This is a genomic window from Enterococcus sp. AZ089 (assembly GCF_050547225.1).
In the GTDB taxonomy this organism is placed as follows: domain Bacteria; phylum Bacillota; class Bacilli; order Lactobacillales; family Enterococcaceae; genus Enterococcus_D; species Enterococcus_D entomosocium.
Genome location: NZ_CP172954.1, coordinates 224,151 through 244,775, shown reverse-complemented (window position 1 = coordinate 244,775; position 20,625 = coordinate 224,151). Strand labels below are relative to the sequence as shown.

Genomic DNA, 20,625 nt, shown 5'->3' with positions numbered 1-20,625 from the left:
CCCCTTTACCAGTATCTTTGCCAATCAGGCAATGCCAATCGGATCAATCCTTCTAAATAGAAATAATCACCCCAAAGATTGGGCTCATCGATGCCTTTGCCTTCCGCATGAGCATACACACCATGCAGCAATAAGCCTTCATTTTCTGGCACTTGGCTCGCTGCATACTGCTCGCCTAATTGGTAAAGCATTCCTTTAGCGATTTTTTGGGCATCGGGATATGCCCCCATTTTCTCTGCTTCCAACAAGCCACAAGCCGCAATCGCTAAAGCAGAGCTGTCTTTTTCAGCAGGATGTTGGTCGTTAAAATCAAAGTCCCAATACGGCACCAAATCTGCTGGCAAATGAGCCAAAAACACCTCCACGATCTGCGGATAATTTTCTGGAAAAGGCTGACTATGCAGGTAGCTTTCATTCAAAGGAAGCCCTAAAATCGCCCAGCTCTGCCCTCGTGCCCAAATCGATTGGTCGCTGTTTCCTTGATGCGTCGCACCGTGACTTGGCTGCCCCGTCTCAGGATCGAAATAATACGTATGAAAGGTGGTGGCGTCATTCTTAATGACGGTCTTTCGGACTGTCTGATAATGCTTACTCGCAGCCTCTGCGTAGCGAGGCTCTCCCGACAATTGAGTTGCTGCAAATAAAAGCGGCAAGTTTAGTAACGAATCAATAATCAAGCGGTATTCTTGTGGGTCGCCATAAGTGCCCCAAGCTTGAATAAATTCCCCCTTTTCTTGAAACCGTGCCAGCAAAACATCTGCTGCTTGAATGACTTCTTGCTTGCAGTGTTCATCGCCAGTGATCTTGTAGCCCGCACCGGCAGATAAGCTATATAAAAAACCAATATCATGATGATCTAATACAAAATGGTCGTCTAAACGCGTTTGAAAACTGTCGATATTTGCCATAGCTCGATCAAGAAAGTTCTTTTCCTTGGTCCACTCATAGGCGAGCCACAACATCCCGGTCCAAAAGCCATTGGTCCAATCATCGTTGCCTTTCAGCCGATATTTGCCATTGGTGGCACAGGCTGAAGGAAACTGTGTGCCAAAGCGCTGACTATTTTTTTCGATCTGTTGGATGCACGCGGTGATTTTATCCGCTAACCACACATCGGTCACTTTTTCTCCTAACAGGATCAAGCGTTGTTTGTTCTCTTGCAGACGCATGTTTACACTCTCCTTAACTTGTTAACATATTAACTGAAATCATTATAACGTAAACGCACAAAAAAAGCGACCTTCCTTCCTTGATTCCTAAAAAAGAGCATGACAACTGCACACAAATGCAGACCTGTCATGCTCTTGTCCTCTTTTTTTAACAGTTCCAACCAAATACTTCGATTTGTGAAAGAGCTGGGAAGGGGGAATCATCCTCTGCTTTTTGCAGCTTTTTATAGGTCAGCTTAGTCGTTTCTTTTTTCGGAAAACGAACTTCTTGAAAAGACGCCGTATTTGTCGTTTCCACCACCAGCTCTTCTCCATCAGCAAAGACCAAGGTCCCTTTGGTCCAGTAGCTATCATGGGGATAATCTGCCCGCAATAGGAAGCGAACCCGATCAATCAAGACGGGACGACCAAACTCAATGGTCAACGCAGCATCGGCTTGCTGATTGATGCCCCAAGAAGCAAACGGATACGAACCGTGGGATCGGTTGCCATATTTTCCATCAATCGCATTCTTGGCAAAAAAGACGGAATCATCTCGCGTTTCCACATTCGCTGAAGCATGAGGATACGCCCCTGTCGCTGACTTTTGATCATGGGCATTGAAGGATAAATTTTGATAATTCGTGATCTCAAACGCATGGGCTTTGCGCACCATCAGGTGATGGCGCTGCGAGGTAAAGGCCGTTTCCACCGAGGACTTTCGAGCGGACTCCGTCCAAGGAATCTGATACTCCCAAGTGGATTGGGAAAGATAGATCAGTGATGGTGCTAAGGTTTCATCAAGCTGAAGGACATAATACGGATTTTCCCCCGTCACCTCAATAACGATCTTATCTCCTTCCTCATAGGGATAGTTTTTAATGGCTAATACGGCCAAATCATCATCAGAAACTTGAAATGGCGCGGGTTCTTTTTCATGGTCGATGCGACCGACGATCACCTGGTCCTGCTTATTTTTTATTGCTAGCGTAATCATTTGGATCGATCCTTTCTTTTTCTACGATACCACCGACTAAACAAATCAAACGGTGCTTCCCTGGCGGAATATGTTGTGCTAAGTATGGAAAACTGGTTCTTGGAAAAAAGACGGAGGTATTGGCTTCTGGCTGAACAATACTGGCTTGTTGATAGCCTTCGATGTTGATGATTTGAGAACAAAAGCCCTCTTCACTGACTCGACTCCAGGTCGGTCCTGTTTGGGCCTGAGGCAACCGTCCAGTCAGCGGTACACTAAATCCGCCCTCACGAAGGTCCAACGAAATCGTCGTCGTCAACTCGTGCACGCGCACATGCCACTGACCAAATGGATAAATCTCAGTTTCAATCACTACCTCCCCAAAGGGAGCCCATTGGATAAAGATGCCTTTTTCCGTCACTCGATAATCCATGACTGCGCCCTTCGTGCGAAAATAGCTGCCATCTCGAGCAATAGCTAATGTACTATCGAAGGCGCCTTCGGCATACGTGACGCCGGCTTTCGGCACACTGAAGCCAAATTTGCTCGAATAGACGAATTTGCTGTATTTTGCTTGAGCATGCGCTTGCTGTTCAAGCATCAAACCTGCAGGATACCCCAACAAATGATGGTTTTTTTCATTGTGCACCAGCAACATATTGCCTTTTTCAATCCGTTTTTGCGGCTCTCTCTTGATTGGCTCAGGTTCAGCCCGCCAAAAAGGATGCGTTTCTGCGACCGCTAAAAGCAAAAAGGTCTTAAGCCCCCAGTAAGGCGAGCCTGGTGCATTGTACCCTTCTGCCATCACTTGATTTTCATAGTGGTATCCGATGGACAAGCGACCATCGAAAGTGAAAATCTCCTGCGCCATCCAATTGCGCAAGTGTTTCGCCAGTAGTCCTCGCACCTGTCCCCATGGGATCGCTTCGACATCTGCGAAAACCAGCGCCGAGAAAAACGCCCCTTGCGCAAACCGATAAGTCAGGCTGCGGCCATAGGGCAAGGCTTCGCCGTCTTCATCAAAATAATAGATGAAATCTTGGGCAAATCGGGTGGCTCGTTCTTTAAAACGCTGTGCCCATTCTGGGTCTTCGTCTTGCATAAATGTAGCGTAAATCAAGCCATAATAATGAAACGCAAAAGGAATATAGTAATCTCGCTGCGTCGTTTTCCCATCTACGTACCAACCATCGCCAATGTACATGGAATCGATCAATGCCAACTCTTGGGACAATGCTTCTTTTGCCAACGGTTCCCCACAGTGAAACAGGGCAACGCGAATCAACACTTTGAAGAATGTCCAGTTGTTCTTAGGAATCTTGCACTCAAGTGCTTGGGATAGCCAAGCCACTAGCTTTCGCTGGTTCTTCTGCGGCAACGCTGTCCAAAAAGCATCCTTTTGCAATAAAAGAGTCAATGACAATGCGGCTGCTTCCACGATGTATTGATCATAATCCGTGATCCTTCCCCAGTAAAATGCGTGTTCAGGATCTGTCCCCGCGATCACTTTTTCCACATAAGCTACTCGTAACGGATCATCTGAGCAAATCCTCCAATAAGGCGCCAGCCCCCACAAAGGACGCACAAGCGCTTCCATCTCAGCCCGTGTTCGGTCATACACGGCCCCACTGCTACCTAGATTCAATCCTGGATAGTCATCTGCCAAGATCGCTTCTCGCAAAGGAGCGATCATGTCTTCCACTGCCCGCTGATAATCCAGACGCGTCAAAAACGGATTCTCTTTGATTGCCATTTGCTTCATACGCCATCTCCTTCTGTCAATTTACAGAACAGAATAGCAAGCCACGACTTTTTTATCAAGCGATTTTCTACTGGCAATACTGCTGAAAAATGAGAAAAGATTTTGAGGGATTTTTGACTTAACCTGTTAACAAAAAAAGAGGAATTGAAGCTATGGGAAAGTGATTGGAGAAATGGCGAAAGTTAACTGATTTAATATTAAGAAAATATGATAATCAATAGGAATATTTATTAAAAAAATCATAGAAAAGTTTTAAACTCATTTACTAATCAACACATACAAACACCATTGAAATACAAATACGCGACAGCAGTTGAAACTGCTGTCGCGCGCTTTGGGTCTTATGCTTTTAAAAAGCCAAGCATGAGGCACACTCCTACTTGCAACGATTGTCTGAGTTTTTCTGTTTCTATCTTTTTGCTCCCCTGCTCATTCACAGCCTTTTTTATAATTTATCTCCATTAGAAGCAATCACTTTCTTGTACCAATAAAACGAGTCTTTCCGATAACGAGCCAAACTTCCTTGTCCTTGGTCATCTTGATCCACATAGATAAAGCCGTAGCGTTTTGACATTTGAGAAGTTCCGCAACTGATTAAATCAATGCAGCCCCATGGCGTGTATCCCATGAGATCAACACCGTCTTTAACGGCTTCGCGCATTTGTTCAATGTGTTTTTTTAAATAATCGATTCGATACGCATCGTGAACTTCCCCATTGACTAACTCATCTTTCGCTCCTAACCCATTTTCACAAACAAATAAAGGTTTTTGGAAACGATCATATAATTTAATCAATGATATTCTTAACCCAATTGGATCAATTGGCCAGTCCCATTGAGAGAGCTCTAAATATTCATTTTTAATTGGGCTATCAAAAGTACCTGCTAATTTAGAAGCATCTTCTCTAGCCTCCGCAACATGAGACATATAATAACTAATGGCCACAAAGTCCACTGTCCCCTCTTGAAGGATATCCGCATCTTCTGGTCGGATATCGATGGACAAGTCATTCTCTGAAAAGTAGCTATAAATATAGCTAGGATAATACCCCCGTGCTTGAACATCAGGATAAAACATATTCAACTGGTTGGATTTCACCGCTTGCAGTTGATCTTCTGGCTTTGTTGTATGTGCATATGCTTCTATTTGATTGATCATACACCCAATCTCTACATCAGGAATAATTTCTTTCGCAGCTTTTACAGCCAATGCGCTTGCCAAGAATTGATGGTGAGACGCTTGATATGCCGCTTGCAATGAATCATCCACTAAATCTTCTAAGATCCCCGCCCCTGTATATAAGCTATTAAGATTCATATTCATTTCATTGAACGTGATCCAATACTTCACCTTATTTTTATAGCGTTCAAGAATAACCCGGGCATACTTCTCAAACAAGGGAACTAGCTCACGACTGATCCATCCGTTGTACTTCTTCGTCAGTTCGATCGGCATTTCATAATGTGACATCGTTACCAAAGGCTCAATGCCATATTTCTCACACTCATCGAAAACAGCATCATAAAAAGCTAGACCTACTTCATTCGGCTCATCTTCAAGTCCCGTGGGGAAAATCCTCGCCCATGAAACTGATAAGCGAAAACATTTAAATCCCATTTCTGCAAATAAAGCAATATCTTCTTTGTACCGATGGTAAAAATCAATGCCCCAACGTTTTGGGAAAAGATAACATTCAGGATGCATCGCATACTCAGCTAACTCTTTTGAAGTGACGTTAAAAGTAAAATTATTTACTTTTCCAGAAGCATAAGGGTCTTTGTATGCGGCAAAATCTGAAGTTGATAATCCTTTTCCGCCTTCTAAATAAGCACCTTCGATTTGGTTAGCAGCGGTAGCTCCTCCCCATAAAAAATCATCTTTAAATCCTGTAAATTTTTTCATTATTTTCTCTCCTTTTCTATTATTGAATGCACATCATCAAGCGCGATGTCGTTGACTCCACATGCCTATCTCCAGTAATGATCACGTCTAAAAATTCTGAGCTATTGGTCACAATGATCATTGTTGTTAGATCATACCCACTTCTAGCTATTTTTTCTAAGTCAAACCTAATGATGGGTTGTCCTTTTTCGACTGTTTCGTCTGCTGCAACAAGATAATCAAAAGATTCGCCTTGCAGCTTGACAGTATCGATCCCAACATGGATCAAAAGATCGACACCTTCTTCTGAACGTATTCCTACCGCATGCTTCGTCGGAGTCATCATCGTGATTTTCCCGGAAAATGGTGCGTAGACTACGCCTTCTTCTGGAAAAATTGCTACCCCTTTTCCCATTAGCCCTGTTGAAAATGTCTCATCTGCAACGGTCGCTAAATCTCTGACCTCGCCTTCCATAGGAGAATAAACTTCAATTGGATATTTGGTTTCAACTGCTATATTGGTCGTTTTTTCTGATGCTTTTTCTGATGCTTCTTCTTCAAATCCCAAAAACATTGTTAGAACAAACGAAACGACAAAACTAGCGATATAACCGATCAGCGCATAAATAAAATTATTCGAATCCTGAATAATGTATGTTGGTAAAGCAGTAATACCAGGAATAGAAAATGCGGTCACTTGGACTGCAAAAAAGCCAAAAATCGTTCCTCCTACAGCGCCTCCTGCCAATGAGGCATAGAAAGGTTTCTTCAAGCGCAACGTTACGCCATAGATAGCTGGTTCAGTAATTCCGAAAATTGCAGGAATCAGAGTAGAAAATGCCAAAGATTTCGTGGTCGCTTTTTTCGCCTTCAAAGCTACCCCTAAAACAGCTCCAGCCTGTGCACTATTCGCAACCAAATTCATCGGCAAAAGCATAATATCGTAGCCTAATTTTTGAAGACTAGCAAATGTTCCAGGAAAGAAAGCATAATGCATACCTGTTATGACGATCAGCGGCATCAGTCCTCCCATCAACAAGCCCGCTAAAGGACCTGCAACGGTGAACAACGTGGTAAAGATTTCTTCTAAATATTTACCTAAAAAATTTCCTAGTGGTGCAACGATCGCTAAGAGAATCGGTGCCGTGACTAGTAAGGTCAACATTGGACTAAAAACGATGTTAACTGTTTTAGGAACTACTCGATCCATCCATTTATTGATATAGCTCATAAGAAGTACACCTAAAATAATCGGTAATACCGTAGAAGAATAGTTATTTAATGGAATGGCTAGACCAAATAACGATAATGCACTTCCTCCTTCTGCCGCACCATTGATCAGCGTGGGATACATGAGGATCGCTGCTAACGCAGCAGCCAGAGACTCTTTCGTCTGAAATTTTCTAGCTGCTGTGATAGCAACAAAGAAAGGCAAGAAGTAAAATACCGCATCTGAGAAGATATTCAATACTTCATAGGCAGAGCTCTCTGGTGAAAGCCACCCAACTACAACGAATAATGCCATGAGACCTTTGATCAAACCTGACCCGATGATTGCAGGCATCAGTGGCGTGAAGATTCCACTAATCACATCGAAAATTTTATCTAAGAAGTTCATTTTCTTATTCGAAGACCCTTCCATAGTAACCTCTTCCCCTAATTGATCGGCAACTTCTTTGTAGACTTCAGCCACCTTGGCACCAATGATCACTTGATATTGCCCCCCACTAAATTGACTGCCGATCACTCCTGCTAATTCATTGATCTCATTCTTTTCTACTTTCGAATCATCTATCAAATTAAATCGTAAACGGGTAATGCAATGCCAGCTTTGGGATATGTTACTTTTTCCACCAACTAAGGCAATGATTTTTTTCGCTAATTCTTTATTTTCCATTGTTGCTCCTCCTTTACTAAAGAAAAAGCCCAAGTGAAAAAAACTTCCACTTAGGCTTATGCTCTTTTCTAGATAACACACCTTATCTTTATTTAGTTGTAATTCGTTCAATATGAATGACTAAATATACCAATTCATCCTCAGAGATTTTCCAATGGTACTCTCTATCTAGCATATCTTTAATGAGCAGACCACAGGCATAACTTTTCATATATCGTTCCTGAATCAGTTCACGTATTTGCTCGTCCATCTTCAACGACGTTTTTTTGTTTTTTTGGCGCATAATGAAATAACGAATATGAGTAATAAATCGTGAATAATCTGCTGTTGTTTTATCTAAGACTGTTCCATAAAGGATTTGGACGATTTTAACAATTTTTTTGATCACTTCTGTTATTTGCAATGTATCTGCCATATTCGACTGATCAATCTGTCCATTCACAAAATGAAGCGCAATAAATGCTGCTTCCTCTGGCAATAATTGCACAGCTAACTCTTGTTGAATAAGTGCCAACGCTTGCTTACCGATTTGATATTCTTTGTAATATAGATGAGGAATCTCCCATTTGATGGGATTTTCATTTTCTACCGAATTGTTCAACGAAAAAGTTAAATGGTCTGCTAAAGAAAACAACAATCCGGTACCAAACTTTTGATTTAATTCTGCTTCCCCAAGATCAATAATTTTTGCTGCAATACTTAATACTTCCGGCGTATAATTCTCTATCTTATGGCTATGCTTCTCCTCTTCATTGGGAGTAAAAATTTTACTGATCAATGCTTCATCAACCATGTCTCCACGTTTCTTTTTAAACCCAATTCCTGTCCCAAATAAAACTTTCTCAGTCCCTTGATCATCTCGTACCAAAACAATATTGTTATTCAGTGTTTTTACTATAGTCATCATTTCCACCTCCTTAAAGACAAAAAAACACCAAACCTAAAACGAAGCTTCCTGCGCTGTTACGCGAAGAATAACTTTGCTTTTGGACTTGGTGGTGCCTGACTTGTTTATCAGTAACACTCCTGCATCTTTGACAACATCGTACTATCTACAAAAGAAAATGTCAACCCTTACATTTTTCTTAAAATCGATGACTATACAAATCGATAAGGGCACCAAGTCGCAGTATTAGTTATAAAAACCAACGATTTTTTATAGCTACTTTTTCGTAATGTTTACTCATTTATTTAGGATTGTTTTCCAGAAAATCTAATTTAATAAGGAGGTTTTTTAAATTTTCATAACCGAATGATTTGTTATTTCATTCTTGCTTCACCTGTTGTTTAAGAATTTCTGATCTTTTTCTCAAAGCAGACCACACTTACCTTCTGATCATTGACTGTTGTCACGGCTTTTCGTGTTTCTTTAAATCCTTGACTCTCCCAGAAAGATCTACCGGCTGTATTTTCTTCAATAACAGCGAGAGATACGAGAGAAATCCCCTTTATGCGCCAGTCTTGTTCTACTTGATGATAAAGAGCTTGCCCGTGCCCCTGACGTCTTTCGCCAACCAGCAGCAAGCCAATATACGCAGTGCCCTCTTGCGGATAATCAACAAGATAATCCATGATAGCAATAGGTTTTTGATCATAATAAATAATAGAAAATACCTTTTGCTCTTGAGCCACAGATGGCGGTAGAACAGTCATGTCCCGCATGAGTTGTTCGATGGAAGGTGTCTCTTTCGTTAAAGCAAAATAGGCCTGGTTTTTCTGATAAATACTATAGGCAGCTTGTTGGTTTTCTGACGTGACGGAATGAAACGTATACTCGTTCATGAATGCTCCTTTATTGTAGGTTTATTGAACCTTATTTCGACCAAAAGTGAAGCAGGTGGATTTGATGGCTCTTACTGCTAGTTTATCCTATTCAAGTCCCCTCGTAAATTACTCTCGAAACCTCTTCCTATTTACGTTTCATTCCTACGATGATAACCGAACTTGTCAACGTATAAAAAAGACACCCTAAAGCCTTAAGTCAGAAGCCTGCCACTTCTTCTCAAAAGCCCTTAAGATGTCTGATTATTGGCCATTTCTCTTGTCAAACAGTGAAAAAACTATTCCTTGACTGCGACTTTGTCCCACCAAGAAGTGGCGGTCTTTTGGATCACTTCATTCAAGTCTTCGATGTGCTGTTTTCCAGTACTTGCTAGCCATTCTTTGGCTGCTTCTGTTCCTTGTTTTACAAAGGGCTCAACACCATCTTTCCACGTTGCCCGGCCGCACAAGACGCCATTGAAGGTGGAGCCAGCTTCTTTGGCAAAAACCAGTGTTTCTTGGAATAAGCTGGCTGATACGCCTGCACTGAGAAAAATAAACGGCAGATGTGTCGCGTCGCTTTGCGCTTTGAAATACGCGGCAGCTTCTTCCTTGGTATGCACGGCTTCTCCCTTGGCAAAACCTGCCACATAATTCATGTTGACTGGTACTTCCACTTTTAACACATCGACTTTGTACTGCGGTTTTGAAAATTCCTTCATCAATCCAATGACTTTTTCTGGTTTGCGTTGCGCATATGCTTTTGAGTCGACTTCAGGCAGCTTAGCATCATAGGAAAGGACTTCTAAAAAGAAGGGCAGATCAGCCGCTTGGCATTCGCTGCCGAGTCGTTCCACAAAGACGTGTTTCAACTGATTGATCTGGGCATCTTCATCTACATCATAATAAAGCAAAAATTTGATGGCATCGGCGCCTGCTGCTTTTAATCGCTCAACTGACCATTCCCCTAATAAATCAGGCAAACGTCCCGGCGTAGTCGCATCATAGCCGGTTTTTTCATACGCCAGCAAAAGCCCCGCCTCTGGATCACGACTTTGCGCAGCTGCCAACCCATATTCTGGATCTAGTAAAATGGAAGACGCGTAAGGGGTCAATTCTTGTGAGACTAGCTTTTTAAACTGGCTGATTTTTTCTGCATCAGCCTCCACGCCAAGTGCTGCCATCATTTTTTTCAAGGCACCTCGTTGGTCGATTGCTAAAGCTGCGATCACTCCTTCTTTCGTTGACAGGCGATCCATTGCTGCTTTTTTGGGTTTCGTTATGGTTGCTTTCATTAAAATTCCTCCTTTTTTGTCCATGCCAAAGAATCAACCGCTTTCACTTTTTTCAGTGTTGGCGAAACGGTTGTCAGCACATATAAAAATGTCTATTGATGAAGCCGTTCGACTGATTGACCACCGCACGTATCGACTTCGTACACGAAAAGATACGTGCTCGTGGTGGTCTTTCTCAGTCATCGTTAGTTGTTATACGGATGAATCGTCACGCCTTTGACCACCCGATTGACGGTACGCGTTGGCGAAGGGGTATCCGGTGTATTACCGACTTTGATCGATGCCAACAGTGCGATCGTTTGCGCAAAAACAATGTCTACTAAGGCAAGATAACCGTCTGGCAATAATGTGGCATCTGGAAAGAAAAAGTTTGTTCCTGAAAAATTCACAGCTGCCGGCTGTCCGATGGCGGTCACTGCGACGGCGATGCCGTCACTCTTTAATTCTTCCAACATATCAAGATCATACTGCCGCGTGTATGGCGTATTGCTGACAAAGACAAAGACGAGGGTTTGATCATCTACGAATGATTTCGGTCCATGACGGAAGCCCATCGAAGAATCGAACACGGTGGCGATTTTTCCCGCAGTCAGTTCCAATACTTTTAGCTGTGCTTCCCTGGTCAACCCCGACAACGTGCCTGAACCAAGGTAAACGATTCGCTTAAAGGAACGGTCCGTCAGTACTTGGAGTTCTGTTTCTCTGTCGATCACTTCTTGCCCCAACCGGCTAAGGGTTTCAACATAATGCCCTTTTTCCGCCAGAGGCGTCTGGTCAAAAATCAGCAGTGCCGAAAGGGCCATGCAAGAAAAGCTTCCCGTCATCGCAAATCCAGCATCATTTGACCTCTCAGGCATCAATAACAGATAACTCGCTTCATCAGCCGCAGCTTGTTGTGCCAAAGATCCGTCGGCTGCACAAGTGATCGTCAAATGATAGCTGTCCGCAACGAATTGATCGACGATTTTGACCGCTGCTAAACTTTCTGGTGAATTGCCACTTCTAGCAAAAGAAACGAGCAGTGTTGGCTCATCCGCAAATAAAACTTGTTCTGGAGCAGCGACAATATCCGTCGTAGCAATACTTTCAAAAAGATAATCCACCGTTGCGCCGTTCTTATTCAAGTAAGGAACGATCGTATCTCCAACATATTGCGATGTCCCCGCTCCCGTGAAGACCACGCGGATTCGCTTGTCCGTCTTTTGCTTGATAGTACGTAAGAAAGCCGCGATAGCCTCTTGCTTTTCTTGATAGATCGTCAAGGTTTCTTGCCACAGTTCTGGCTGTTGTTTGATTTCTCTTGTTGTAATCTCCGCACCTAATTCTGCTAATTCCTTTGTTGACAGTTGAAACATCTTTCTTCCTCCTAGCTGCTGGTTTTCCAGTATGTATTCCCAGTGACGGTACGAGGAGCGTTGTCTTGGATGAATACTTAGCGATCACCCAAAGGGCAAACTTCCTCGACCTCACTGGTTTTGAATACACACCTTTTCTTTGCTCGAGCGGATCATTTCAGACTGTCTAGGAAATGCGCTACTCGTCGTTACGCAAGTGGCGGACTTTGTATCTAAATTGGTCTGCTCGAGCAACACTCAAGGTGTATTCGATCACTTCATTTTCAATATTGAACGTGCTGCGTACCAGGTTCAACACCGGCGCACCTTCGTGGATTTTTAGCAATGCCGCATCTTTCGCACTGGCAATGCTGGCAAAAAATTCTTCGTCCGCTAGGCGGATCACTTGATGAAAATCTTCATGGAAGATATCGTACAATGGTTTTTGCTCGATCATCTCACTCGTTAAATTCATGAAGCGCTTGACGGGCAGATAAGAACGCTCGATCATCATCGGTTGGCCATCAGCAAGACGCAATCGTTTTAACTTGTAGATCGGCTCGCCAATGGAAACTTGCAACTGAGTAGCAAAATATTTTGTCGCTTCCATTTTTTTGAATGCCAATACTCTAGTTTCCGGTTGTTTCCCCAGTGCTTTCATCTGTTCGGTAAAACTATAGGAACCCGATAAATTGGTTGCCTGCTTGCGGATATCCGAGACAAAGGTTCCTTTACCATGTTGGCGATAAATATAGCCTAATTTTTCTAACTCCTGTAGTGCCAAGCGAACGGTGGTCCGACTTAACCCGTAGCGCTTTGACAGTTCTCTTTCTGAGGGAAGCATCGTGTCTGCTTCCATTTCATTTTCGATTTTTTCAATCAGTAAATTTAACAATTGATCGTATAATGGTTGTCGATTTTTATTGATATTCATAAGCCCCTCCAAACTGGTTACTACCACATAACGAGTGTACTATTTCCCGATAGGCGTGTCAAACAATCGTCTACAGGGGCTCTGTTTCCTGAACTTGCATCTCTTCACGCAGGAAAATGAACCAATTGCCAGCACGAGCTAAGCTGAAAAGTCAGCTTTTGCTTGCTTAGCAAAACTCCTCCTACGGTTTGCGCCGTTTCTTCTGCTAGCTTGCTTATTGCGGCCAAATGGATGGATACAGACCAAAGCCAGAACCGATCAAGCCGATCACTAGCAGCAAAGCGATACATTTCAACGGCGTCCAGCCGCGTTTTGATAAGAAGAAATACAGCATCAGTGTGATGGTCAATGGAATCACTTGCGGCAAGATCCCATCGAGGATTTTTTGAATATCGATCGTCACAGGCACTTCGTTGACTTTGTTAAACGTCAATTCATATTTGCCGTTAGCCAATTCGTTGACCGCCGCATTTTCTTGCAGTGTGTCGGTCAATTGTCCATTCTCATCCGTGGTATACAGCATGTCTTCGTAAGCGGCAATGGCTGCTTGATCATCCACGATCGTCGTCGCTTGTGTCACTTCATTGGTAGTACCGTTAGGGATCTGAATATCCAAAGACGTCGCCCCATACACGCAGGTCAAGGAACCGACAACAAAAATCCCTAAAATACTCGCTGCTCGGGTGAACTCTTTGGCATTTTCCGTTAAGATCCCAATCGCATCTGTCCCTAAACGATAGGACCAATGCATCAAGAAGAACCGTAAACCAAATTGGGCCGCATTGAATACCAGTAAGAAAATAAACGGTGCAGCGATGTTGCCGTTGATCGCCATATTGGCTGTGATACCAGCTGTTATCGGTACCAGAGTGAACCAGAATAACGCGTCACCGATCCCGCCTAGCGGTCCCATCGCGGCGACTCGCACTGCCCGAATCATGGGAATATCGGCTTTGTTTTGTTCCATCGATAGAATGATCCCCATCACAAAGTTCACGAGGAATGGATGAGTATTGAAAAACTCTAGGTTATGGCTCATTGAAGCAGCCAAGTCCTTTTCATTTTTGTGGATCTTTTTCAATCCCGGTAAAATACTGAATAACCAGCCTCCTGCTTGCATTCGCTCATAGTTGAAAGAGGCTTGTAGAAATAAGGAACGCCAGACCATATTGTTCAAGGTCTTTTTATCCAGTTGTTCTGCGGGCGCTTGTTCGCTATAAGAATCGGGAATATTATATGCCATCTTCATCGCCTCCGAAATCATAGGTATTGGCTGTTGCTACTTTAAATTTGGACTGGATTTGATAATCCCAAAAGGCTAATGCAAAACCGATAAAGGCTAGAATGATCAAGGCTGGTCCTTGCAAGGAAGGTGCCGCCATTACGATCGTGGCTAAACCAAACCCCATAAAGAAGAAGCCCCACATTTCTTTGGAAACCATCACTTTTAGTAAAATCGCAAAACCGACATACCGCATCATGCCCCCAGCTGCGCCGAGCCCACCCATCAACCATTGAGGGATCGCTGCGACCGCCTGATTCCCGAAGGCAGCACCGCCGATAAAGAATAAGACCACAATCAAGCCGAAGATCGTTCCAAGACCCACCATCGCTAAATAATTGATCCGGTCAATGCCCTTCGTATTGGCATCATGGGCGTAGCTGTCAGCTTTTGACATCACTGGCGACATTAGTGAGAAGATAATCGTCACCCCATATTGCCCCAGCAAAGAAAACGGAATCGCCGTAGCGACGGCCACTGTCGGTTCCAGCTGCAGCGTGATCGCTAAGATTGCTGCCATAATTCCGCCAATCACCGCATTTGGCGGTTGCGCGCCGCCCACCGGCATATTGCCGATCGTCATTAACTGATAGGTTCCGCCAACGATCAAGCCGGTTTGAAGATCTCCAAGAATAAGTCCGATAACCATCCCGGTAACAATGGGCTGGTACAATGATTCTAAAAAACTAAATTGATCGATTGCGGCAATGAATGTAACTATGAAGACTAAAATGATTTGAAAAATCGTGTAATCCATTTTCTTTCTCCTTCCTTATCTCTGCATCACTGAAATAATTTCTTTTCATCTTCAACAGGTGTCGTTGGAACCCGCTGAATCACTAATTGCACCCCCATTTCCTTCAGTTTTTTAAAAGCATCGACATCTGCTTCATCGACGGCAACTGTCGTAGCAACCTGTCTTTTCCCTTCTGACATATGCATATTCCCAATGTTGAGTTTCTTGATTGGCACCCCACCTTCAGCTAATTTCAACGCATCTTGAGGATTTTCAACCACCATGAAAATCTTTTGTTTTGGCGATGCTTTATGAATGATCTCGATGGTTTTTTGAATCGAGAAATACCTCGTTTGGACGCCAGCTGGCGCCGCCATATCCATCAACCCTTGTCTGACTTTGTCTTTGGCGACCTTATCATTTGCCACTAAAATTAGATTTGCCCCCAACGTACCGTTCCATTGGGTGGCAACTTGCCCATGAATCAACCGATTGTCGATTCGCGTCAACAAAATATTTGGTTCTCCCATAAATATGTCCTCCTTCTATTTACTGCATGATTTCTGCAACCGCACTGCGTTCTACTTCGATCACCGTTCCCGATTTCACCCTTAGATCGACCGTCTCTTTCCCAAGTGCTTGAATCTCCCCAATAATGCCGCCGTATAATTTGATTTTCTGCCCCTTTTTCAAGGACTGCTGCAATTCAGCGAAATAGCCTTTTTGCTTTTTCAGATGTTTCCCATTCAAGAAAGATGAGACCGCCAAAAAGAGAAAGAGAAAAACAAGCACCACGATTGAGGCTGCTAAGATCATTTCCCACATCGTTAAATCCCTTCTTCCTCATTGGTTTCCTCATGGCCTTTGATCTTTCCGTGAAAAATACCGCTCTTGCCAATCTCTGCCAGTTCTTGACAAAAACGCTCTGGATCAGTTGCCGTATATCTAGTCAACGAACCTTCCACTAGCAGCAGTAGATTGATGCCGCCGATGACCTCGACTTGCGGGACCTCATTGGCAGCGGTCATCGCAACATTAAAAGGGGTCCCGCCTACAAGGTCTGCACAAATCACGACCCCATCACAGGTTTCCTTTAATTGATCGATTGCTCCTTGCAACTCTTTTTCAAAGTCAGCTAACGGATTTTCCTCTAAAAACGACACTGCTAGAAACTGTTCTTGCGGCCCTGCAATCATCGCAAGCGCATTTTCCATCCCTTGCGCAAATCCTCCATGACCTGTTAAAACCAAACCAAGCATCTTATGTCCTCCCCTTACTCTCAACTGGTAGTAACCACATATCCAATATAAACGCTTTCATTTTGTCTGTCAACAATTTTTTTGTTTTTATATAAAAATGTCTTTGTTATCTTTAAATACGAAAAATGGCGCCAAAACAATGATTATCAATTAATAACCCAATTGATAAAGGTATTGAAATCCATCAAGGGAACGACTTTAATGTTATTTTTAACAAGTACGTTCACTGGTTTTTGAGTCTTGGTATCTAAAGAACCACAAGTCACTCACTATTCACCGATACAACAATCAACGTTGTTAAATAAAGGAACTATCAACAAATTTGCTTCCTTACTAAAAAACCAGCTAGGTATAATCCCTAACTGGTTTTGATCATCACCAAACTCATTTTCCATTATGCGTTTTATTAAATTGTATCTCCAACATTGCCAATACCACTCAGATGCCATCCTGTTTTTAGTTCGGATAGATGATTTGCGTCAGTTCTCCAATCTTATCGTTATAAGCATCAGAAATAATGACAACGTCTTCTGTACTAAAAGCTTTTACCGCGGCGACTTGTCCATATTTCGAACTGTCACACAATAAATAGGCGGTTTTGGCATTATTTAGAATTTCACGCTTTTTGTTCGCCTCTACCAAGTTGGGCGTGCTTACACCTTTTTCAGCATCAATACCATTAGCACCTAAAAAAGCCGTTTGAAAGTTAAACGTTTGTAAATTTGCATCCGTCAATGGACCATTCAAGGATGAAATAACGGGATTGTATCGGCCACCAAGAAGTAAAATCTCGGCAGGAGTTTCTTGTTGAATTGTAAAGACACTCGTATTGGTAGTAATAATCGTGATTTTTTTATTAATGATTTTATGCAGTAACGCTGTACAAGTCGAACCAGAATCTAGGTAGATCACATCACCATCGTGAACCAACTCAGCAGCCAAAGTAGCGATCGCTTCTTTCTCTTGGGAATACAAAGCAGCTTTAGCTGCAATCGGCATTTCGGAAGCCGTTGAACAAATCTTCACTGCGCCACCAGCCAACAATTCAACTCTTCCTGATTTTTCTAATTCTTTTAAATCCCGCCTCAATGTTGAGATAGAAACAGTAGGCAAAATGCTTTGCAATTGCTCTATTTTTAACAGTTCATCTTGAGCCAAAGCTTCTAAAATTTTTTCTTGTCTTTCATATGGAATCATAGCAACCTCCATTAATTGGTCAACTTCACTTTTTTTCAAATTATACCATACTTTTTCTCTCGGTATGAGCAAGGACTTTCATTGTTCGTCAATTTGATCTAGATTATGGGATAAATTTCTCGTTAACAAAAAAAGACGAGGATTCGCATTAGCGAATCCTCTAACCTTTGATCATTCTACTTCTAACTGACCAATCATTGCTACCCGTTTTTGGTGACGACCACCTTCAAACTCAGCAGCCAGCCATTCCTTAGTAATCATTTTCGCTAGTTCGACGCCCACGACGCGCGAACCAAACGCCAATACGTTGGTATTGTTATGCTCTTTTGAGAGCTTAGCACTATAGGGTTCGCTGCACACTACGGCTCGGATGCCCTTGATTTTGTTGGCAGCAATTGAGATACCCACGCCTGTGCCACAAATCAAGATTCCCAAATCACACTTTTGGGTTACCACCGCTTCTGCAACAGTCGCCGCATAATTGGGATAGTCAACGCGTTTATCACTTTCTGTCCCAAAATCCTGTACCGTGTGCCCTAACGACTCCAAATAGGTGATGATATCAGTTTTTAATTCAAACCCAACATGATCACAACCGATTGCTAGTTTCATGCTTGATCCTCCTCTTTATATATTGAGATCAGTTCTTGATACGATTCTTCTTTTCCAAAAAGAGCGGAGGTCCCTAAAACAAACCCATCAACACCTAAGGCGCTTAAGCGAGTCATTACGGCAGGCGAAATCGCTCCATCTGCCATTAATTGGTAGAAATAACGTTCCTTAACTGCAGCAAGCTGCTTTATTTTTCCTTCTACATGTGTCAAATACGCTTGACCTGAAAAACCGGGATCAACAGTCATTACCATCACGTAATCGATCAATGGCAGCAGTTCTTCAATCATTGCTACACTTGTTCCAGGATTGATAGCGATTCCGGCTTGTTTTCCCTTTTGCTTGATTTTGTTGATAGTTCTTGTAGGATGGCGATCTGCTTCCGGATGAAAATAAATGATATCTACACCTATATCCGCAAATTTCTCTACATACGCTCCCGGATCTTCAATCATCAAGTGGACATCAACTAAGGTTTCTGACCATTTGCAAATAGCTTCGATATCTTGAAGTCCCATACCAAAATTTGGAACAAATCGTCCGTCCATAACATCAAGATGAAAAATATCGATTTTCGCCGCTTTTAAAGCGGCAACCTCGTCCTTTAGCATTGAAAAATCAGCACACATCATAGATGGACACAAAATTTTTTTCTTCAAAACACTACCTCCTGTCAGCAACTGTTCTCACTCATTGATAACGCCAATCGTTTGTCCACAACGCCCTTGCTTCTCTGTAATCGTCAAGGTTCGCTGTGCGGAATTAGTGAAAACAACGATTACATCCGTTTCTTTGCCTTGTGATGCCAGAAACGGAAAATCAACGTTTGCCAGCACACTCTCGGCAGTAACTTTGTCACCTTCAGAAACTTTGGTATCGAATCCTGCGCCATTTAGTTCCACAGTATCGATCCCAATATGGACTAGAACTTCTAAGCCATTTTTGGTTTTTAACGAAATCGCATGTTTTGTAGGAAACACAGAGACCACCGTTCCTTCAATCGGTGCTGTAACAAGATCATCTGTTGGTACCACAGCAAACCCATCGCCTAATAGTTTGGTTGAAAACATCTCGTCCTTCACTTGGTCAATACTTTTCACCACGCCATTAGCTGGTGCATATATAACGTTTTTCTTCTTAAATAGACCCATATTTCCCCTGCTTTCTACGCCAACGTCTCGTCTCGATTGGTAAATACAAATGCTAAGACTGCTGAAACCACCATTGAAATCAGTAAGCCGATCATCGCTTGTATGAAATTCGAGGAAGTTGAGCCTACAAAGGCGGGAAAAGTGGTGACACTACCAAAGACAAAGGCATTCGTTACAACTTGCATCAATCCTAAATAGGCCCCACCCACAGCACCACCAATAATTTGCGCTAAGAAAAGTTTTTTATTTTTTACAAGTAAGCCGAACAAAGTAGCTTCGATAATCGCTGATAATGCGATCGTGACCAAGCCAGTTAAAGCAAAGCTTCGTAGTTTTTTATCTTTTGCTTTAAAGTAAACGCCAATCGTTGTACCTATCACAGCGAAGTTACATGCAAAAGTAAAAGGAACGATGTAATCAAAGCCATAGGTTGAAACGTTATTAATCATGATTGGATTGACTGCCCAGTGAATGCCCAAACTTACGAGAACACTCCAACCACCACCAACTAAGATTCCAGTTAGCACACTACTGCGCTCGATCAACCAATTCACCACATTAGCGACTGCTTCGCCACTATAGACCCCGATTGGTCCAATAACGATCACTGTCAATGGAACCATAATCGCTAGTGAGACTAAAGGAACGACCACCAATTTTAAAGTCTCCGGTATGTGTTTGTCTAAGAATTTGTAGAGATATGAAAAAGCCCAAATCGAAAGGATGATTGGTACGACAGTCGAATTGTAGTTCATCAAAACGACTGGAATCCCGAAGAACTCCGTCGTTGCACCGTTGCCTGCTCCTCCCATCAATGCAATAAAATCAGGATTGATTAACGCAGCCCCGATCAATGCCGAGATATACGGACTGGCACCAAACCGCCGCGCTGAAGTAAACGCTAACAATACGGGTAAGAAATAAAATACACTCATAGAAGCAACAAATAAAATCGAATAAGTGCCGCTGTCTTCACTGATCAACCCGAGCTGAACAAACAAAATCAGTAGTCCTCTTAAAATACCTGAGCCCGCCAAAACTGGGAGTAGTGGCGCAAAAATAGCAGATACGGCAGAAAAAACATTGCTGATAATACTGCCAGAAGCTTGTTCTTCTGTGGTAGGGCTACCAGAAATTTCGTCACCTTTAACTAACGGCTCAAACTCATCATAGAGCTTTCCAACTTCTGTCCCAATCAAAAGCTGGTACTGGCCCGCCTTATTAATGACATTGATCACTCCGTCGATATTCTCGACGGCTTGATCGTCCGCTTTTGCGGTGTCATGTAACGTTAGACGCAACCGGGTGGCACAATGTGTCATATTGCGAACATTTTCCGCTCCGCCTATTTTTTCTAAAATATTTTTTGCCATCACTTTGTAATCCATCTTCCCCACTC

The 20,625-nt window shown here is 42.8% G+C and carries 20 protein-coding genes; all 20 read right to left on the bottom strand.

All coding sequences use genetic code 11. The annotated features are described in order from the left end of the window. Positions 1 to 5: 5 nt before the first annotated feature. The 20 genes from IGJ01_RS01140 to IGJ01_RS01045 all read right to left on the bottom strand — a co-directional run bounded on the left by IGJ01_RS01140 (position 6) and on the right by IGJ01_RS01045 (position 20,614). Entirely contained in the window at positions 6 to 1,169 is a 1,164-nt protein-coding gene (locus tag IGJ01_RS01140) for a glycoside hydrolase family 88 protein (protein WP_430601311.1), read from the bottom strand. 148 nt (positions 1,170 to 1,317) lie between these two features. After that, positions 1,318 to 2,145, bottom strand: coding sequence for a DUF7402 domain-containing protein (locus IGJ01_RS01135; RefSeq protein ID WP_430601310.1), 828 nt, complete (start codon positions 2,143 to 2,145; stop codon positions 1,318 to 1,320). After that, on the bottom strand, positions 2,120 to 3,886 hold the full coding sequence (locus IGJ01_RS01130) for a DUF2264 domain-containing protein (protein ID WP_086332891.1): 1,767 nt from the start codon (positions 3,884 to 3,886) through the stop codon (positions 2,120 to 2,122). The genes IGJ01_RS01135 and IGJ01_RS01130 overlap by 26 nt, the downstream gene beginning before the upstream one ends. 445 nt (positions 3,887 to 4,331) lie before the next feature. After that, a complete protein-coding gene (locus tag IGJ01_RS01125) occupies positions 4,332 to 5,789 on the bottom strand; it encodes a glycoside hydrolase family 1 protein (RefSeq protein WP_086332890.1) in 1,458 nt (485 codons plus the stop codon). A gap of 19 nt (positions 5,790 to 5,808) precedes the next feature. After that, the gene (locus IGJ01_RS01120; RefSeq protein ID WP_430601309.1) at positions 5,809 to 7,665 is read right to left on the bottom strand and encodes a beta-glucoside-specific PTS transporter subunit IIABC; all 1,857 of its coding nucleotides are present in this window, start codon (positions 7,663 to 7,665) and stop codon (positions 5,809 to 5,811) included. An 88-nt stretch (positions 7,666 to 7,753) separates the two neighbouring features. Then, entirely contained in the window at positions 7,754 to 8,569 is an 816-nt protein-coding gene (locus tag IGJ01_RS01115; RefSeq protein ID WP_223347153.1) for a PRD domain-containing protein, read from the bottom strand. A gap of 383 nt (positions 8,570 to 8,952) precedes the next feature. Beyond that, positions 8,953 to 9,447, bottom strand: coding sequence for a GNAT family N-acetyltransferase (locus IGJ01_RS01110; protein WP_429946947.1), 495 nt, complete (start codon positions 9,445 to 9,447; stop codon positions 8,953 to 8,955). Positions 9,448 to 9,725: 278 nt separating this feature from the next. Then, positions 9,726 to 10,721 (bottom strand): tagatose-bisphosphate aldolase, encoded by a 996-nt coding sequence (gene lacD / locus IGJ01_RS01105; protein WP_430601308.1) that lies wholly within the window; start codon positions 10,719 to 10,721, stop codon positions 9,726 to 9,728. 185 nt (positions 10,722 to 10,906) lie between these two features. Then, complete coding sequence (locus tag IGJ01_RS01100) at positions 10,907 to 12,076, bottom strand: SIS domain-containing protein (protein ID WP_430601307.1); 1,170 nt, start codon at positions 12,074 to 12,076, stop codon at positions 10,907 to 10,909. Between the two features lie 178 nt (positions 12,077 to 12,254). After that, a complete protein-coding gene (locus IGJ01_RS01095; RefSeq protein WP_016619581.1) occupies positions 12,255 to 12,989 on the bottom strand; it encodes a GntR family transcriptional regulator in 735 nt (244 codons plus the stop codon). Between the two features lie 214 nt (positions 12,990 to 13,203). Further along, positions 13,204 to 14,232 (bottom strand): PTS system mannose/fructose/sorbose family transporter subunit IID, encoded by a 1,029-nt coding sequence (locus IGJ01_RS01090; protein WP_008376454.1) that lies wholly within the window; start codon positions 14,230 to 14,232, stop codon positions 13,204 to 13,206. Then, on the bottom strand, positions 14,222 to 15,028 hold the full coding sequence (locus IGJ01_RS01085) for a PTS mannose/fructose/sorbose/N-acetylgalactosamine transporter subunit IIC (protein ID WP_005232623.1): 807 nt from the start codon (positions 15,026 to 15,028) through the stop codon (positions 14,222 to 14,224). The genes IGJ01_RS01090 and IGJ01_RS01085 overlap by 11 nt, the downstream gene beginning before the upstream one ends. A gap of 26 nt (positions 15,029 to 15,054) precedes the next feature. Then, on the bottom strand, positions 15,055 to 15,537 hold the full coding sequence (agaV, locus tag IGJ01_RS01080; RefSeq protein WP_005232625.1) for a PTS N-acetylgalactosamine transporter subunit IIB: 483 nt from the start codon (positions 15,535 to 15,537) through the stop codon (positions 15,055 to 15,057). A gap of 19 nt (positions 15,538 to 15,556) precedes the next feature. After that, positions 15,557 to 15,832 carry a preprotein translocase subunit YajC gene (yajC, locus tag IGJ01_RS01075; protein ID WP_008376459.1) on the bottom strand — a complete coding sequence of 92 codons (276 nt, stop codon included), beginning with the start codon at positions 15,830 to 15,832 and terminating at the stop codon, positions 15,557 to 15,559. 2 nt (positions 15,833 to 15,834) lie between these two features. Beyond that, positions 15,835 to 16,266: a PTS sugar transporter subunit IIA gene (locus IGJ01_RS01070; protein ID WP_086332885.1), complete on the bottom strand. Its 432-nt coding sequence runs from the start codon at positions 16,264 to 16,266 to the stop codon at positions 15,835 to 15,837. A 456-nt stretch (positions 16,267 to 16,722) separates the two neighbouring features. Beyond that, a complete protein-coding gene (locus IGJ01_RS01065) occupies positions 16,723 to 17,475 on the bottom strand; it encodes a DeoR/GlpR family DNA-binding transcription regulator (protein ID WP_005226765.1) in 753 nt (250 codons plus the stop codon). A 159-nt stretch (positions 17,476 to 17,634) separates the two neighbouring features. Continuing rightward, positions 17,635 to 18,075 carry a ribose 5-phosphate isomerase B gene (rpiB, locus tag IGJ01_RS01060; RefSeq protein WP_016611535.1) on the bottom strand — a complete coding sequence of 147 codons (441 nt, stop codon included), beginning with the start codon at positions 18,073 to 18,075 and terminating at the stop codon, positions 17,635 to 17,637. Then, positions 18,072 to 18,734: a ribulose-phosphate 3-epimerase gene (locus tag IGJ01_RS01055; RefSeq protein ID WP_077453031.1), complete on the bottom strand. Its 663-nt coding sequence runs from the start codon at positions 18,732 to 18,734 to the stop codon at positions 18,072 to 18,074. The genes rpiB and IGJ01_RS01055 overlap by 4 nt, the downstream gene beginning before the upstream one ends. Before the next feature lie 27 nt (positions 18,735 to 18,761). Continuing rightward, positions 18,762 to 19,226, bottom strand: a complete 465-nt coding sequence (locus tag IGJ01_RS01050) for a PTS sugar transporter subunit IIA (protein ID WP_077453032.1) — start codon at positions 19,224 to 19,226, stop codon at positions 18,762 to 18,764. A 14-nt stretch (positions 19,227 to 19,240) separates the two neighbouring features. Then, a complete protein-coding gene (locus tag IGJ01_RS01045) occupies positions 19,241 to 20,614 on the bottom strand; it encodes a PTS transporter subunit EIIC (RefSeq protein WP_077453034.1) in 1,374 nt (457 codons plus the stop codon). Positions 20,615 to 20,625 lie beyond the last annotated feature (11 nt).